This is a genomic window from Bacillus sp. CCNWLW194 (genome assembly GCF_037120585.1).
GTDB lineage: Bacteria > Bacillota > Bacilli > Bacillales > Bacillaceae_G > Bacillus_A > Bacillus_A basilensis.
Map to the genome: position 1 here is coordinate 37,022 of NZ_JBBBBL010000021.1, position 14,154 is coordinate 51,175.

14 protein-coding genes and 2 other annotated features are annotated in these 14,154 nt (G+C 36.8%); of the genes, 11 read left to right on the forward strand and 3 right to left on the reverse strand.

Annotated elements, in window-relative coordinates:
- The first annotated feature begins 264 nt into the window (after positions 1 to 264).
- Positions 265 to 1,602, forward strand: a complete 1,338-nt coding sequence (locus tag V7S50_RS29715) for a sodium-dependent transporter (RefSeq protein WP_001088183.1) — start codon at positions 265 to 267, stop codon at positions 1,600 to 1,602.
- 39 nt (positions 1,603 to 1,641) lie between these two features.
- On the opposite strand, the gene V7S50_RS29720 is transcribed toward V7S50_RS29715, so the two are convergent.
- Entirely contained in the window at positions 1,642 to 2,346 is a 705-nt protein-coding gene (locus V7S50_RS29720; RefSeq protein ID WP_242251415.1) for a polysaccharide deacetylase family protein, read from the reverse strand.
- Positions 2,347 to 2,673: 327 nt separating this feature from the next.
- On the opposite strand from V7S50_RS29720, the gene V7S50_RS29725 reads away from it, so the two are divergent.
- The 5 genes from V7S50_RS29725 to V7S50_RS29745 all read left to right on the forward strand — a co-directional run bounded on the left by V7S50_RS29725 (position 2,674) and on the right by V7S50_RS29745 (position 5,999).
- Entirely contained in the window at positions 2,674 to 2,937 is a 264-nt protein-coding gene (locus tag V7S50_RS29725) for a CD3324 family protein (RefSeq protein WP_000878308.1), read from the forward strand.
- A gap of 178 nt (positions 2,938 to 3,115) precedes the next feature.
- The gene (locus V7S50_RS29730; RefSeq protein WP_063222666.1) at positions 3,116 to 3,802 is read left to right on the forward strand and encodes a DUF421 domain-containing protein; all 687 of its coding nucleotides are present in this window, start codon (positions 3,116 to 3,118) and stop codon (positions 3,800 to 3,802) included.
- 110 nt (positions 3,803 to 3,912) lie between these two features.
- Complete coding sequence (locus V7S50_RS29735) at positions 3,913 to 4,554, forward strand: FusB/FusC family EF-G-binding protein (protein WP_242251416.1); 642 nt, start codon at positions 3,913 to 3,915, stop codon at positions 4,552 to 4,554.
- 125 nt (positions 4,555 to 4,679) lie between these two features.
- Positions 4,680 to 5,576, forward strand: a complete 897-nt coding sequence (locus V7S50_RS29740; RefSeq protein WP_242251418.1) for an RCC1 domain-containing protein — start codon at positions 4,680 to 4,682, stop codon at positions 5,574 to 5,576.
- 222 nt (positions 5,577 to 5,798) lie between these two features.
- The gene (locus V7S50_RS29745; protein WP_242251419.1) at positions 5,799 to 5,999 is read left to right on the forward strand and encodes a hypothetical protein; all 201 of its coding nucleotides are present in this window, start codon (positions 5,799 to 5,801) and stop codon (positions 5,997 to 5,999) included.
- Between the two features lie 168 nt (positions 6,000 to 6,167).
- On the opposite strand, the gene msrA is transcribed toward V7S50_RS29745, so the two are convergent.
- Both msrA and V7S50_RS29755 read right to left on the reverse strand, forming a co-directional pair.
- Positions 6,168 to 6,704: a peptide-methionine (S)-S-oxide reductase MsrA gene (gene msrA / locus V7S50_RS29750; RefSeq protein WP_242251420.1), complete on the reverse strand. Its 537-nt coding sequence runs from the start codon at positions 6,702 to 6,704 to the stop codon at positions 6,168 to 6,170.
- Positions 6,705 to 6,794: 90 nt separating this feature from the next.
- The gene (locus V7S50_RS29755; RefSeq protein ID WP_242251422.1) at positions 6,795 to 7,553 is read right to left on the reverse strand and encodes an SDR family oxidoreductase; all 759 of its coding nucleotides are present in this window, start codon (positions 7,551 to 7,553) and stop codon (positions 6,795 to 6,797) included.
- A gap of 260 nt (positions 7,554 to 7,813) precedes the next feature.
- Positions 7,814 to 8,059: a binding site (T-box leader), on the forward strand.
- Between the two features lie 67 nt (positions 8,060 to 8,126).
- Positions 8,127 to 8,365: a binding site (T-box leader), on the forward strand.
- Between the two features lie 153 nt (positions 8,366 to 8,518).
- On the opposite strand from V7S50_RS29755, the gene ilvE reads away from it, so the two are divergent.
- From ilvE to ilvD, 5 genes are all read left to right on the forward strand, one after another.
- Complete coding sequence (gene ilvE, locus V7S50_RS29760) at positions 8,519 to 9,418, forward strand: branched-chain-amino-acid transaminase (RefSeq protein ID WP_063222672.1); 900 nt, start codon at positions 8,519 to 8,521, stop codon at positions 9,416 to 9,418.
- Between the two features lie 22 nt (positions 9,419 to 9,440).
- Positions 9,441 to 11,156, forward strand: coding sequence for an acetolactate synthase large subunit (ilvB, locus tag V7S50_RS29765; RefSeq protein WP_242251424.1), 1,716 nt, complete (start codon positions 9,441 to 9,443; stop codon positions 11,154 to 11,156).
- Positions 11,153 to 11,383, forward strand: a complete 231-nt coding sequence (locus V7S50_RS29770) for an ACT domain-containing protein (protein WP_242251426.1) — start codon at positions 11,153 to 11,155, stop codon at positions 11,381 to 11,383. Before ilvB ends, V7S50_RS29770 begins: the two co-directional genes overlap by 4 nt.
- A 14-nt stretch (positions 11,384 to 11,397) precedes the next feature.
- Positions 11,398 to 12,390 carry a ketol-acid reductoisomerase gene (ilvC, locus tag V7S50_RS29775; RefSeq protein WP_242251428.1) on the forward strand — a complete coding sequence of 331 codons (993 nt, stop codon included), beginning with the start codon at positions 11,398 to 11,400 and terminating at the stop codon, positions 12,388 to 12,390.
- A 61-nt stretch (positions 12,391 to 12,451) separates the two neighbouring features.
- On the forward strand, positions 12,452 to 14,125 hold the full coding sequence (gene ilvD, locus V7S50_RS29780; protein WP_242251430.1) for a dihydroxy-acid dehydratase: 1,674 nt from the start codon (positions 12,452 to 12,454) through the stop codon (positions 14,123 to 14,125).
- Positions 14,126 to 14,154: the final 29 nt, after the last annotated feature.

Consider the following 14,154-nt stretch of genomic DNA (forward strand, 5'->3'; position numbering starts at 1 on the left):
TGGTGTGGCTTCATAACTAGGGTGGTACCGCGATATTTTATCGTCCCTACGTATGTGCGTAGGGACGTTTTTTATTTAGGTCCTAACTTTGGTATATCTTCATAACTAGGGTGGTACCGCGATATTTTTGTCGTCCCTACGTATGTGCGTAGGGGCGTTTTTTTATTATTAGGGAGGAAGTGAACGTATTAGAAAAGAGTATTGATAGAACAATATAAATACTGAACTGAAACAAAGAAAAAGAGACAGAGAGGAGATTAACAAATGAATTCACAGCAATGGACATCAAAATTAGGTTTCGTATTAGCTGCAGCAGGTTCAGCGATTGGCCTAGGAGCGATTTGGAAGTTCCCGTATATGGCCGGAATTGGAGGGGGCGGCGCGTTCTTCCTTATTTTCATCGGTTTCACATTATTAATTGGTTTACCGCTATTATTAGCTGAATTCGTTATCGGAAGAAGTACACAAAAAGAGGCTGTTGATGCGTATAGAGAAATCGCACCAAAAACACTATGGCCATGGTTAGGGAAATTGGGGATTGTAACTTGTTTCATATTACTTTCTTTCTACAGCGTTGTAGGGGGATGGATTTTATTATACTTATGGAATGCAATTACAGGTAGACTATGGGAAGGAAATGGCGCATACGAAGCTACGTTTGGTGAAATCATTTCCAATCCGTATTTAGCAGTTGGATCACAGCTATTATTCATCCTTATTACTATTTTTATCGTAAGTAAAGGTGTACAAAATGGTGTTGAAAAAGTAAATAAATATTTCATGCCAGCACTATTCGTTTTATTCTTTGTATTAATCGTTCGTGCCCTTACGTTAGATGGTGCTGGAGAAGGAGTTCGTTTCTTCTTACAACCTGATTTCTCACATGTAACATCAGAAGTTATTTTATATGCGATGGGTCAATCGTTCTTCTCATTATCAGTCGGAGTAGCAGTAATGGTAACGTATAGTTCATACTTACCGAAGGAAGAAAGCTTACCGCGTTCAGCATTTTCTATCGTAGCTTTAACGCTTGTGATTACATTACTTGCAGGACTTGCAATTTTCCCAGTAGTGTTCGCATTTGGAATGGAACCATCTCAAGGACCGGGGCTATTATTTATCGTACTGCCAGCTATTTTCAGTAAAATGGCATTTGGAAAATTATTCTTCATCGTTTTCTTATTACTATTCTTCTTTGCTACTATTACATCGGCAATTTCGATGTTAGAAATTAGCGTTGCATCTTTAACTGCAAAAGGTAAAGGAAAACGTGAAAAAATGGCTTTAATCGTAGGATTATTAATCTTCGTTGTTGGAGTACCATCAGCATTGTCATTTGGTATATTAAGTGATCTGAAGATTTTCGGAAAGACAGTCTTTGATTTAGCGGATTATGCAGTTAGTAACGTACTAATGCCACTTGGTGTTTTATTAGTTTCCATCTTTGTTCCTTTAAAAATGAAGAAAGATGTATTAATGAAAGAACTTGGTGTAAGTAAAAATAAGGGCTATAAATTATTCGTATTATGGTTATTCTTACTTCGCTTTATCGCACCAATTGCGATTATTATCGTATTCTTAAATGTACTTGGCATTATTTAAAAAGAAAGGTAGCGTATCGTTTTATGATACGCTACCTTTTTATTTTGCTCTTTTTTGTAGTTCGTTTACTGTTACGAACTGATAGCCCTTCTTAGATAAAGAGTCTAAAATACCTTCAATGGTCTGTAAACTTTCATTAGACTCATCATACATAGAGTGCAGTAAAATGATAGAACCTGGTTTTACATTTTTATTAACGTAGTCAATTTTATCTGCCGCAGATTTATAAAAAGTATCAGGCTCAAGATCCCATGTAATCGTTTCGATATTATTTTTATTTAAATAATATGGTAGTCCAATTAATTTTTTTCCATTAGGTGGCCTAAAATCAATTTCGCCTGTAAATCCTGTTTGGCGGATTAATGAATTCGTTTTTTCTATTTCATCTTTAATAAAAGAAGGTGTTTTGAAAACCATTCTATTATGAGAATATGTATGGTTTCCAACTTGGTGCCTAGATTGTACGATAGCTTTTCCTAACGATAGGTTTTTCTCTAATTCATTTCCGATTAAAAAGAAAGTAGCTTTTGCATTGTATTTATCTAGTAGCGGTAATATTTGTTTTACATTGTTAGTAGGACCATCATCAAAAGTTAAAGCAATCACCTTTTCATTTGTTTCTACGCGATTTGTTAAATCTCCAAATAATTGAAAGCTTCTTGCATTCATCAATTTATATGTTCCGAATAATGCTACAGTAATAATGAATATTGTAACGATTGTAATGATTATTTTCTTCTTCATAACGCAACCTCACTATAGTTTTTGATTGGACTAAAAAGTATTATACCAAACTAAGTAATTTCATGCTTTAAAAAAGGATGTGGATGCAAGGGAAAGGAATTTATCATATAATAAAATGCAAAAGGTATATTAGGAGGTGTTTACATGGCGATTATAATTCAATTGCCGGACACTGCAGCGTCTCATGCAAAGCCAAGTATGGAAATGGCGATACTTTGCGTGAGGTAGACAAGTAATATACAATCGCCTAAATGAGCTCGTATCATTTTTTATATTTGGCTTTGCACCTTATTGAAATGAACCATAAAAAATAAGGGGCGAGCAGAAATGAAATACGTAAAAGCTGCGACGGTTTTACCAGAAAGTTTAATTACTGAAATTCAAAAGTATATACAAGGTGAAACCATTTATATTCCAAAACAAGAAACGAAACATTATAAATGGGGTACACGATCTGGAGGAAGAAAACAGTTAGATGAAAGAAACAAAGCTATTAAAGAAGCGTTTAAAAGCGGAATTGCTATTCATCAACTTGCAGAAGAGTATTTTCTTTCCGGAGAAACGATTAAAAAGATTGTGTATTCTAAATAAAAATAAAAGAGTCTAGTTCAAAGATTATTTTGAACTAGACTTTTTTTGCTTTGTGTGTATTGGATATATAGGGTGTGAATGGGCATCATAATAGAAAAAATGAATCGCAATTGTATCGTATAGAAATGTGAATAGGAATAAAAACGTTATATTTCATATTACAGAAAGGTGAACACATATGAATCATCTTGGACAAATAACGATAGAACTTTTTGTTGGTTTTTTTGTTTTATTAATTGCTACTAAAATATTAGGGAAAACACAAATATCGCAGCTAACCCCTTTTGATTTTATTTCTGCCATTGTAATCGGAGAATTAGTTGGAAACACTGTATATGATCCTGAGGTGAGAGTATGGTCTATTTTATACGCTGTTTTTGTATGGGTAATATTAATTTACGCAATAGAAGTGATAACACAAAAATTTAGAAGGACAAGAAAGTTCTTTGAAGGATACCCTTCTATTATCATTCGTAATGGGCATATTGACAGAGAACAATTAAAATCGAATCATTTGGATATTAATCAATTACAACAAATGCTTAGGCAACAGAAAGACATATTTTCAATTCGAGAAGTTGAATATATGATTTTGGAACCTAATGGAAACATAAGTGTTCTGAAAAAGAGCAAATATGAATCTCCTACTATAAATGATTTAAGTTTAAAACATAAGCCTGTATACTTACCAATTTCATTAATTAGTGATGGAAAAGTAGTGAAAGATAATTTGAGGGAAGCTGGTTTTGATGAAGGATGGCTTTATAAACAAATAAAGCAAAAAGGGATTACTAAATTTGAGGATGTATTATATGCTGAATGGAAAACAGACGATGGTTTCTTTTGTCAGGAAATACCTCGGTAGAACATAGTCAGAGTATGTAATGTTCATTTCTAAGTTATCTTTTACATATCAAAAAGCTGAATCATTGTATACAATAAGACTAGATCAACAATTTGTATGGAGTGATAAAGATGGAAGCTTTTATTAGAAGTGATCAATACAATTTTATAAAGTCACAAGCTTATATTTTAGCAAATGGGCATGCAACGGCAAATGATAGAGGTGTAATTCAGGCGTTAAAATCACTTGCGATTGAAAAGATAATACATGTATTTGAGAATTTAACGGATGAACAGAAAGAGTTAATCGATACGGTATTAACAGTTCAAAATAGAGAAGATGCAGAATCGTTTTTAATGAAAATAAATCCGTATGTCATCCCGTTTCAGGAAGTTACAGCACAAACATTAAAAAAACTATTTCCTAAAGCAAAAAAGTTAAAACTTCCTGACATGGAAACACTGGATATGAAAGAATTATCTTATTTAAGCTGGATTGATAAAGGATCAAGCAGGAAATTTATTATAACGAAAAATGATAAAAATAAGTTTGTTGGTCTGCAAGGAACATTTCAAAGTTTAAATAAAAAAAGTATTTGTTCATTATGTCATGGGCATGAAGAAGTAGGAATGTTTTTAGTTGAAATTAAAGGTGATGTACCAGGAACTTTCGTTAGAAAGGGAAACTATATTTGTAAAGATGGTGTAGCTTGCAATCAGAATATGAAATCACTTGATAAATTACAGGATTTTATTGAGAGATTAAAGAAATAAAATGAAAGACCTCTAGTGCTTAAACTGGAGGTTTTATTTTTTGAAGAAGTAATAATAGGCTGCATAATGAAATTTAATAAAAAAATCTAATTAGATATAGTTGCTTATATGAAAGGAGGTAAAACATGACTTACATTTCACCGAAAGAAGAGGTGTTAAAAGTGAAAAGGTGGCCTAAACATACGATAGCAGCGGGGCGTGGTCATACCGTTGCGCTTAAATCGGATGGCACGGTAGTTGCAGTGGGGCGAAATAAAGAAGGAGAATGCAATGTAAGTAGCTGGTGCGGTATTGAAGCCGTCGGAGCGGGCAATGTTCATATGGCGACAAACACAGGAAATGCTCATACAATCGCTCTGAAATGTGATAATACTGTGGAAGCGGTGGGATGGAATAAGCATGATCAATGCGATGTGAACGACTGGCATAATATTGTAGCGATAGCGGCAGGGTGGCGTCGTACCATTGGCCTTAAACCGGATGGCACGGTAGTTGCAGTGGGGCGAAATAAAGAAGGAGAATGCAATGTAAGCAGCTGGCGAGATATTGTGGCTACGGCGGCGGGTGACTGGCATACAGTCGGTCTTAAAGTGGGCGGCACAGTGACGGCGGTGGGGAATAATCGATATGGACAATGTGATGTAAGCAGCTGGCGAGATATTGTAGCGGTAGCGACTGGGTATCTTCATACTGTTGGCCTGAAAGTGGACGGCACAGTGACGGCAGTGGGGAATGGTAAACATAACCAGTGTGACGTAAGTGGCTGGCGAGGTATTGTAGGGATAGCAGCTGGTACGAATCATACAATCGGACTTAAATCAAACGGTACCGTGGTGGCAGTGGGCTGGAATGAGTATGGTCAATGTAATGTAAGTGATTGGCGAGATATTGTAGCGATAGCGGCTGGTTGTGCGCATACGGTCGGACTTAAATCAGACGGCACGGTGGTCGCGGCAGGGAATAATGAATTTGGCCAATGCGATGTAGGTAGCTGGCACAACATTCGATTGCCTGGCAAATAGTCAATTTACAATAAATTATTAGTAATATTAAACTATTTTAGGAGTAGTTATGGAATAGGATATGTAGAAAATAATTAAACTTAAATCTGCTGAATAAGAATCTCTTTTGAAAAGGGATTCTTATTATTTTTCGTAAAATAAGGGTCTAAATGGAATTTTTGAACAAACTTTATTTCAAAGTTACAGTAGAACATATAAATAAAGCATAGGAGAGCTGAAGAAATGTTTGAAAAGTTTTTACTTTTTTTACCGGATCTTTCACTTATATGTATCGTTCTCTACATAACATATACAACTTCTCTTAATTTTGGACAGATGTTATTAATTTCAAGTGTAATCGGAATAATAGGTGGCCTTATTATAAGAATATGTAAGGATTTATTTACTTTTATTACGTGGACAATTAAACAAAAGAAGTCTTGACTATGTTTAATTGTTACTAGGAGGGGATGAAGTGAATCAGAAAAAGAGTAGAGTGAAAAACGAGATAATACTTTGGACATTAACAGCTGTGTTTTTTATCATTGTATGGTACTTTTTTCAAAGGTAAAAACGCATCGCACTTTGAAAAGAGAGCACGATGCGTTTTTATTATTTTTTTTGCCAATTTTCTTTTATAAAGTCTGCACGGCCAGATTCTTTTTGCTCGATAGCATATTTTTCAGGGTTCTTTTTATAGAAATGTTGATGGTATTCTTCGGCTTCATAAAAAGGTGCAGCCGGGCGAATTTCAGTTACGATTGGATCTTTAAACGTACCGCTTTCAGCAAGAGCTTGTTTTGATTTTTCAGCAAGCTCTTTTTGCGTTTCATTATGATAAAAAATAGCAGTGCGATAAGATGGACCACGGTCAAAAAATTGTCCGCCATCATCAGTTGGATCGATTTGTGGCCAATATAAATCTAGTAATTTTTCATACGGAAAAATAGAAGGATCGAATGTAATTTGTACAACTTCTAAATGCCCAGATGTTCCAGCCTTTACTTGTTCATATGTTGGGTTTTCTACATGACCACCTGAATAGCCAGAAAGTACTTTATGAATACCAGGAAGTTCATCAAATGGTTTTACCATGCACCAAAAGCAACCACCTGCGAAGGTTGCGAGTTCGTATGTTTTTTCGGACATTACTGTAATCCTCCTAAATATATATGTTTTATATAGTATTATACAATTTATTTTATTGCGCAATAAAAAAGATTTGAAAATATATGTTTTTTATAAACAAGATCCACCGCTCACATCAATTAATTGTCCAGTAACCCAGCGGCTGTCTGGAGAAGCAAGAAATGCAACAGTATCGGCAATGTCTTCTACTTCACCTAAGCGATTGAAGGCAGAAATAGTCGTAGCATACTGTTTCATCATTGGATCGTTCAAGAGTTCTGCATTCATATCTGTTTTAATAAATCCAGGAAGTATTGCATTCACTGTAATTCCACGTGCTCCGAGCTGTTTTGCTAGTGTGAAAGTCATTGTATTAATAGCGCCTTTCGTCATACTATATGCAATGAAATCAGGTAAAGAAATACGAGTTGCAGCGGATGAAATATTAATAATTCGGCTATTGTTACGTAAACGAGATAGAGCTTGTTGAATGATAAAAAATGGTGCTTTTGCATTTACTGAAACCATTCTATCAAAAAATTGTTCAGTCGTTTCTTCAATAAAAGCACCAGGACCAATTCCAGCGTTGTTTATTAAAATATCAAATTTAGTACCACCAGCTCTTTTTTGTAATTCGTTATCCAAAGAACTATAAAGGGTCTCTACTCCATGTAAAGATTCAAGATTTGCGCAGATAGAAAAAGCTGATCCACCATTTGATTGAATTTCATAAACAGTTTCTTCAGCATCTTCTTTTCGATTACCATAATGAACAGCAACTAATGCACCTTCGTTTGCTAAACGTTTTGCGATAGCACGTCCAATTCCTCGGCTTGCCCCTGTAACTAATGCTACTTTTCCTTTTAACATAGTTTTCTCATCTCCTCATAAATTTTAAATGTTTTTAAGTTATTTTTCTTTATGTAGTAATGCGAACATACTTAAGTAATATATGAGTATTTGTAAGAAGTTCATTCCGATTTTGTTTTGAGAAAAAAATAAATATACTTCTCTTAAATTGATTAAATTTTATTTTTTTTTAGAAAAACATATTGACAATGAAAAGAACAACGTCCTATAATACGTTTAACAAATAAAAGTGAATTAAGAATTTTCTAACTTTATATGTTGTATATGCAAAGAAGAGGAAAGTAGATGATTATGATCGTTTCAGAGAGCTACTCCTAGGCTGTGAGAGTAGTAACAATCGAATCGTTGAAAATCACCTCGGAGCATCGCTTGCGAAAGGGAAACTGAGTAGAGAGCGGCGGCATCGTCTCCGGTAAAAGGACGGGGGTCTAATTGGACCTACAGAGCTTATATTTCGTGAGAAGTATAAGGAAGCTGAGTGGTAACGCGAAACTCTCGCCTCAGCAATCAAAGCTACTAAATTGTAGTAGTTGATTGCTGAGGCGAGAGTTTTTATTTTAAAAAATAGAATAAGAGAATGCGTAGAAGAGGAGAGTAAATGATATACATTGTTTCAGAGAGCTGCCCCAAGGCTGTGAGGGTGGTAACAATCGAATCATTGAAGATCACCTCGGAGCACTACTTTTGAAAATAGTAAAAAGTAGCGGAGTTGTTTCCGATAGAAAAACAAAAGTCTAATTGGACTTGCAGAGCTTACATTTCGTGAGAAGTGTAAGGAAGCTGAGTGGTACCACGATTCCCTCGTCTCAGCAATGGATTGCTACTAGTATGTATTATGTAATCGATTGTTGAGACGAGTATATTTTTAAGGTTTATATACTGAATATTCTGTTAAAAATACTCATCTCAGCAATCGATATAGAAATTGATTGCAAAAATAGAGAGAAAAAGAGGAGCGATGTGAGATGGGAAACCAGTACATTTATATGAATGGGGAATTTGTAGAAAAAGAAAAGGCAGTTGTTTCAGTATATGATCACGGTTTTTTATACGGAGACGGTGTATTCGAAGGAATTCGTAGTTACGGTGGAAATGTATTTTGTTTAAAAGAACATGTAAAACGATTATATGAATCGGCAAAATCTATTTTACTTACAATCCCACTGACGGTTGAAGAAATGGAAGAAGCGGTTTTACAGACACTTCAAAAAAATGAGTATGCAGATGCCTACATTCGCTTAATTGTTTCAAGAGGAAAAGGGGACTTAGGACTTGATCCGAGAAGTTGTGTGAAACCGAGCGTTATTATCATCGCAGAACAATTAAAATTATTCCCACAGGAATTTTATGATAATGGACTAAGTGTTGTATCTGTTGCATCAAGACGTAATACGCCAGATGCATTAGATCCACGTATTAAGTCAATGAATTACTTAAATAACGTACTTGTAAAAATTGAAGCGGCACAAGCAGGAGTGCTAGAGGCCCTTATGTTAAATCAGCAAGGATATGTTTGTGAAGGATCTGGAGATAATGTTTTCGTTGTGAAAGATGGAAAAGTGCTAACACCTCCTTCATATTTAGGAGCGTTAGAAGGCATTACGAGAAATAGTGTTATTGAGTTATGTGAGCGACTGAGTATTCCGTGTGATGAAAGACCATTCACTCGCCATGACGTTTATGTAGCGGATGAAGTGTTTTTAACAGGAACGGCAGCAGAATTAATTCCAGTTGTAAAGGTTGATTCAAGAGAAATTGGAGATGGGAAACCAGGAAGTGTAACGAAACAATTGACAGAGGAATTTAAAAAGTTAACGAGAGAAAGAGGCGTACGTGTTCCAGGACTGGCGGAAAGCTTAATGTAGATAGGGAGAGGAGTTAATTGAAATGGAACAGCAGTATACAACTTATGAGAAATTTCAGTGTGAAGAAGTGACAGGAGCAGGACACGTTATTCAATGCTTAAAGAAATTAGGCGTAACGACTGTTTTCGGTTATCCGGGCGGAGCTATTTTGCCAGTATATGATGCGTTATACGGAAGTGGATTAAAGCACGTATTAACTCGTCATGAACAAGCTGCCATTCATGCGGCTGAAGGTTATGCAAGAGCTTCTGGAAAGGTCGGGGTAGTATTTGCTACCTCTGGCCCAGGGGCGACGAATTTAGTTACGGGCTTAGCAGATGCTTATATGGATTCGATTCCTTTAGTTGTCATTACAGGGCAAGTTGCAACACCACTCATCGGAAAAGACGGGTTTCAAGAAGCTGATGTTGTCGGAATTACAGTACCTGTTACGAAGCATAATTACCAAGTTCGTGAGGTGAATCAGTTATCACGTATTGTACAAGAAGCTTTTTACATCGCTGAAAGTGGGCGACCGGGACCTGTATTAATTGATGTTCCAAAAGATGTTCAAAATGAAAAAGTAACAAGTTTTTATAATGAAGTAATTGAGATTCCAGGGTACAAACTAGAGCCTATGCCAGACAGTATGAAGCTTAGAGAGATAGCTAAAGAAATTTCAATAGCGAAACGCCCACTTCTTTATATTGGAGGAGGTGTCATTCATTCAGGTGGATCTGATGAACTTATCAAATTTGCGAGGAAGAATCGTATTCCAGTCGTGTCAACTTTAATGGGACTGGGTGCATATCCGCCGGGAAATCCATTATTTTTAGGAATGCTCGGTATGCATGGAACGTACGCTGCAAACATGGCAGTAACAGAATGCGATTTACTACTTGCTTTAGGTGTTCGCTTCGATGATCGTGTAACAGGAAAATTAGAACTCTTTTCTCCGCATTCGAAAAAGGTACATATTGATATAGATCCTTCAGAGTTTCATAAAAATATAACGGTAGAGTATCCGATTGTTGGAGATGTAAAAAAAGTGTTACACATGCTGTTACATATGCCAATTTATACACAAACAGATGAATGGCTTACGAAAATTGAGGAGTGGAAAGCGGAATACCCTCTTTCCTATATTCAAAAAGAAGGTGAGTTAAAACCACAGCATGTTATTAACTTAGTGAGTGAATTAACAAATGGTGAAGCGGTTGTCACCACCGAGGTAGGACAGCATCAAATGTGGGCTGCTCACTTCTATAAAGCGAGAAAACCTCGGACTTTTCTTACATCTGGCGGGCTAGGAACGATGGGATTTGGTTTCCCGGCAGCTATTGGTGCTCAGCTTGCGAAAGAAGAAGAACTCGTCATTTGTATTGCAGGCGATGCCTCTTTTCAAATGAACATTCAAGAACTACAAACAATTGCTGAAAATAACATCCCTGTAAAAGTATTTATTATAAACAACAAATTTTTAGGGATGGTAAGGCAGTGGCAAGAAATGTTTTATGAAAATCGTTTATCAGAATCAAAGATTGGATCGCCAGATTTTGTGAAAGTGGCAGAAGCTTATGGAGTGAAGGGATTAAGGGCGACAAATGCAACAGAGGCGAAACAAGTGATGTTAGAAGCATTTGCTCATGAAGGTCCTGTCGTAGTTGATTTTTGTGTAGAAGAAGGTGAAAACGTATTTCCGATGGTTCCGCCAAACAAAGGGAATAACGAAATGATTATGAAGAGGTGGGAAGAATGAGTCATACTTTTTCACTCGTTATTCATAACCAGCCAAGCGTCTTATTACGTATAAGTGGAATTTTTGCTCGGCGTGGGTATTATATTTCTTCTTTACATTTAAACGAAAAAGATACTAGTGGTGTTTCTGAAATGAAACTCACAGCAGTTTGTACTGAAAATGAAGCGACATTACTTGTTAGTCAACTGAAAAAGTTAATTGATGTACTGCAAGTAAATAAATTATAAGGAGTGTATGGAAAATGAAAACGTATTATGAGAAAGATGCAAATGTAGAGTTATTACAAGGGAAAACAGTTGCGGTAATTGGTTATGGATCTCAAGGTCATGCGCAGGCGCAAAATTTACGCGATTCTGGTGTGGAAGTAGTAGTTGGTGTTAGGCAGGGTAAGTCTTTTGAAGTAGCAAAAGCAGATGGATTTGAAGTAATGTCTGTTTCAGAAGCAGTTCGAACCGCACAAGTTGTACAAATGTTATTGCCAGATGAACAGCAAGCACATGTGTATAAAGCAGAAGTAGAAGAGAATCTCTATGAAGGAAAAATGTTACTTTTCTCACATGGATTTAATATTCATTTCGGACAAATTAATCCCCCAAGTTACGTAGATGTAGCAATGGTCGCGCCAAAAAGTCCAGGTCATCTCGTTCGTCGTGTATTCCAAGAAGGGAATGGTGTTCCGGCACTAGTCGCAGTACATCAAGATGCAACAGGCACAGCATTAAATGTAGCACTAGCGTATGCAAAAGGTGTAGGGTGTACACGTGCAGGTGTAATTGAAACGACATTCCAAGAAGAAACGGAGACGGATTTATTCGGTGAGCAAGCGGTACTTTGTGGCGGGGTAACTGCACTTGTGAAAGCTGGTTTTGAAACGTTAACGGAAGGCGGGTATCGTCCTGAAATTGCATACTTTGAATGTTTGCATGAATTAAAGTTAATTGTTGATTTAATGTACGAAGGTGGATTAACGAACATGCGCCACTCTATTTCAGATACTGCAGAGTTCGGAGATTATGTAACAGGATCGAGAATTGTTACAGATGAAACGAAGAAGGAAATGAAGCGTGTTCTGACAGAAATCCAGCAAGGAGAATTTGCGAAGAAATGGATTTTAGAAAATCAAGCGGGACGTCCGACGTATAACGCAATGAAAAAAGCAGAACAAAATCATCAATTAGAAAAAGTGGGAGCAGAGCTTCGTGAAATGATGAGCTGGATTCATACATCGAAATAATTAGTAAAGAAATAGAGTAAGAGAGTATAAATGAAAAATATGTAAGAGGGGATTTGACAAGATGAGAAGTGACATGATTAAAAAAGGTTTTGATAAAGCTCCGCACCGTAGTTTACTAAAAGCAACTGGTTTGAAAGATGAAGATTTTGATAAGCCTTTCATAGCAATTTGTAATTCTTTTATTGAAATTATTCCAGGGCATAAACACTTGAACGAGTTTGGGAAACTTGTAAAAGAGGCAGTTCGTGCGGCAGGTATGGTCCCATTCGAATTCAATACAATTGGAGTTGACGATGGTATTGCGATGGGACATATCGGTATGCGTTATTCTCTTCCGAGTCGTGAAATTATTGCAGATTCAGTAGAAACGGTTGTAAATGCACACTGGTTTGACGGCATGATTTGTATCCCAAACTGTGACAAAATTACACCAGGTATGATGATGGCGGCCCTTCGTATTAACATTCCGACTGTGTTTGTTTCAGGCGGCCCGATGGCAGCAGGAAAAACATCTAAAGGAGAAGTTGTTGATCTGAGTTCCGTTTTTGAAGGAGTAGGAGCTTATCAATCTGGGAAAATTTCAGAAGAAGAATTAAAAGATATTGAAGATCATGGCTGTCCATCTTGTGGCTCTTGTTCGGGTATGTTTACCGCGAACTCTATGAATTGTTTATGTGAAGTGTTAGGTTTAGCTCTTCCTGGAAACGGGAGTATTTTAGCAATTGATCCAAGACGTGAAGAGTTAATTAAACAAGCAGCAGAGAAATTGAAAATTTTAATTGAAAGAGATATTAAGCCGCGCGATATTGTAACAGAAGAAGCAATTGACGATGCTTTTGCACTTGATATGGCGATGGGTGGATCAACGAATACAGTACTACACACGCTAGCACTCGCACAAGAAGCAGGACTAGATTATGATATGAACCGTATTGATGCAGTTTCAAGACGTGTACCTCATTTATGTAAAGTAAGTCCAGCCTCAAATTGGCATATGGAAGATATTGATCGTGCGGGTGGGATTAGTGCAATTTTGAAAGAGATGAGCCGGAAAGAAGGAGTACTTCATCTTGATCGAATAACTGCTACTGGGCAAACATTAAGAGAGAATATTGCTGAGGCAGAGATTAAAGATAAGGAAGTTATTCACTCTCTCGAAAACCCTCATAGTGAAGAAGGGGGATTGCGTATATTAAAAGGCAACCTTGCGAAAGACGGAGCAGTTATTAAAAGCGGTGCAACTGAAGTAAAACGATTTGAAGGACCTTGCGTTATTTTTAATTCACAAGATGAGGCACTTGCTGGCATTATGCTTGGGAAAGTGAAAAAAGGAGATGTAGTTGTCATTCGTTATGAAGGACCAAGAGGTGGCCCTGGTATGCCAGAAATGTTAGCACCAACATCAGCAATTGCTGGAATGGGATTAGGTGCTGAGGTTGCATTATTAACGGATGGACGTTTCTCTGGAGCTTCACGTGGAATTTCAGTAGGGCATATTTCACCAGAAGCAGCTGCGGGCGGAACGATTGCACTTCTTGAACAAGGGGATATCGTTTGTATCGATGTTGAGGAACGCTTGCTAGAAGTAAGAGTGAGTGATGAGGAATTAGAAAAGCGTAAAAAAGAATGGAAACGACCAGAACCGAAAGTGAAAACTGGCTGGCTTGGACGTTATGCGCAAATGGTAACATCGGCGAATACGGGGGCAGTCCTAAAAATTCCGAATTTTGATTGAGCCAATTTAAAAGAGATAAGGATGATATA

Excerpts from the sequence above, each read along its gene's own strand:
- V7S50_RS29715 (WP_001088183.1), top strand. The coding sequence starts at position 265 with ATGAATTCACAGCAATGGACATCAAAATTAGGTTTCGTATTAGCTGCA.
- V7S50_RS29720 (WP_242251415.1), bottom strand. The coding sequence starts at position 2,346 with ATGAAGAAGAAAATAATCATTACAATCGTTACAATATTCATTATTACT.
- V7S50_RS29725 (WP_000878308.1), top strand. The coding sequence starts at position 2,674 with ATGAAATACGTAAAAGCTGCGACGGTTTTACCAGAAAGTTTAATTACT.
- V7S50_RS29730 (WP_063222666.1), top strand. The coding sequence starts at position 3,116 with ATGAATCATCTTGGACAAATAACGATAGAACTTTTTGTTGGTTTTTTT.
- V7S50_RS29735 (WP_242251416.1), top strand. The coding sequence starts at position 3,913 with ATGGAAGCTTTTATTAGAAGTGATCAATACAATTTTATAAAGTCACAA.
- V7S50_RS29740 (WP_242251418.1), top strand. The coding sequence starts at position 4,680 with ATGACTTACATTTCACCGAAAGAAGAGGTGTTAAAAGTGAAAAGGTGG.
- V7S50_RS29745 (WP_242251419.1), top strand. The coding sequence starts at position 5,799 with ATGTTTGAAAAGTTTTTACTTTTTTTACCGGATCTTTCACTTATATGT.
- msrA (WP_242251420.1), bottom strand. The coding sequence starts at position 6,704 with ATGTCCGAAAAAACATACGAACTCGCAACCTTCGCAGGTGGTTGCTTT.
- V7S50_RS29755 (WP_242251422.1), bottom strand. The coding sequence starts at position 7,553 with ATGTTAAAAGGAAAAGTAGCATTAGTTACAGGGGCAAGCCGAGGAATT.
- ilvE (WP_063222672.1), top strand. The coding sequence starts at position 8,519 with ATGGGAAACCAGTACATTTATATGAATGGGGAATTTGTAGAAAAAGAA.
- ilvB (WP_242251424.1), top strand. The coding sequence starts at position 9,441 with ATGGAACAGCAGTATACAACTTATGAGAAATTTCAGTGTGAAGAAGTG.
- V7S50_RS29770 (WP_242251426.1), top strand. The coding sequence starts at position 11,153 with ATGAGTCATACTTTTTCACTCGTTATTCATAACCAGCCAAGCGTCTTA.
- ilvC (WP_242251428.1), top strand. The coding sequence starts at position 11,398 with ATGAAAACGTATTATGAGAAAGATGCAAATGTAGAGTTATTACAAGGG.
- ilvD (WP_242251430.1), top strand. The coding sequence starts at position 12,452 with ATGAGAAGTGACATGATTAAAAAAGGTTTTGATAAAGCTCCGCACCGT.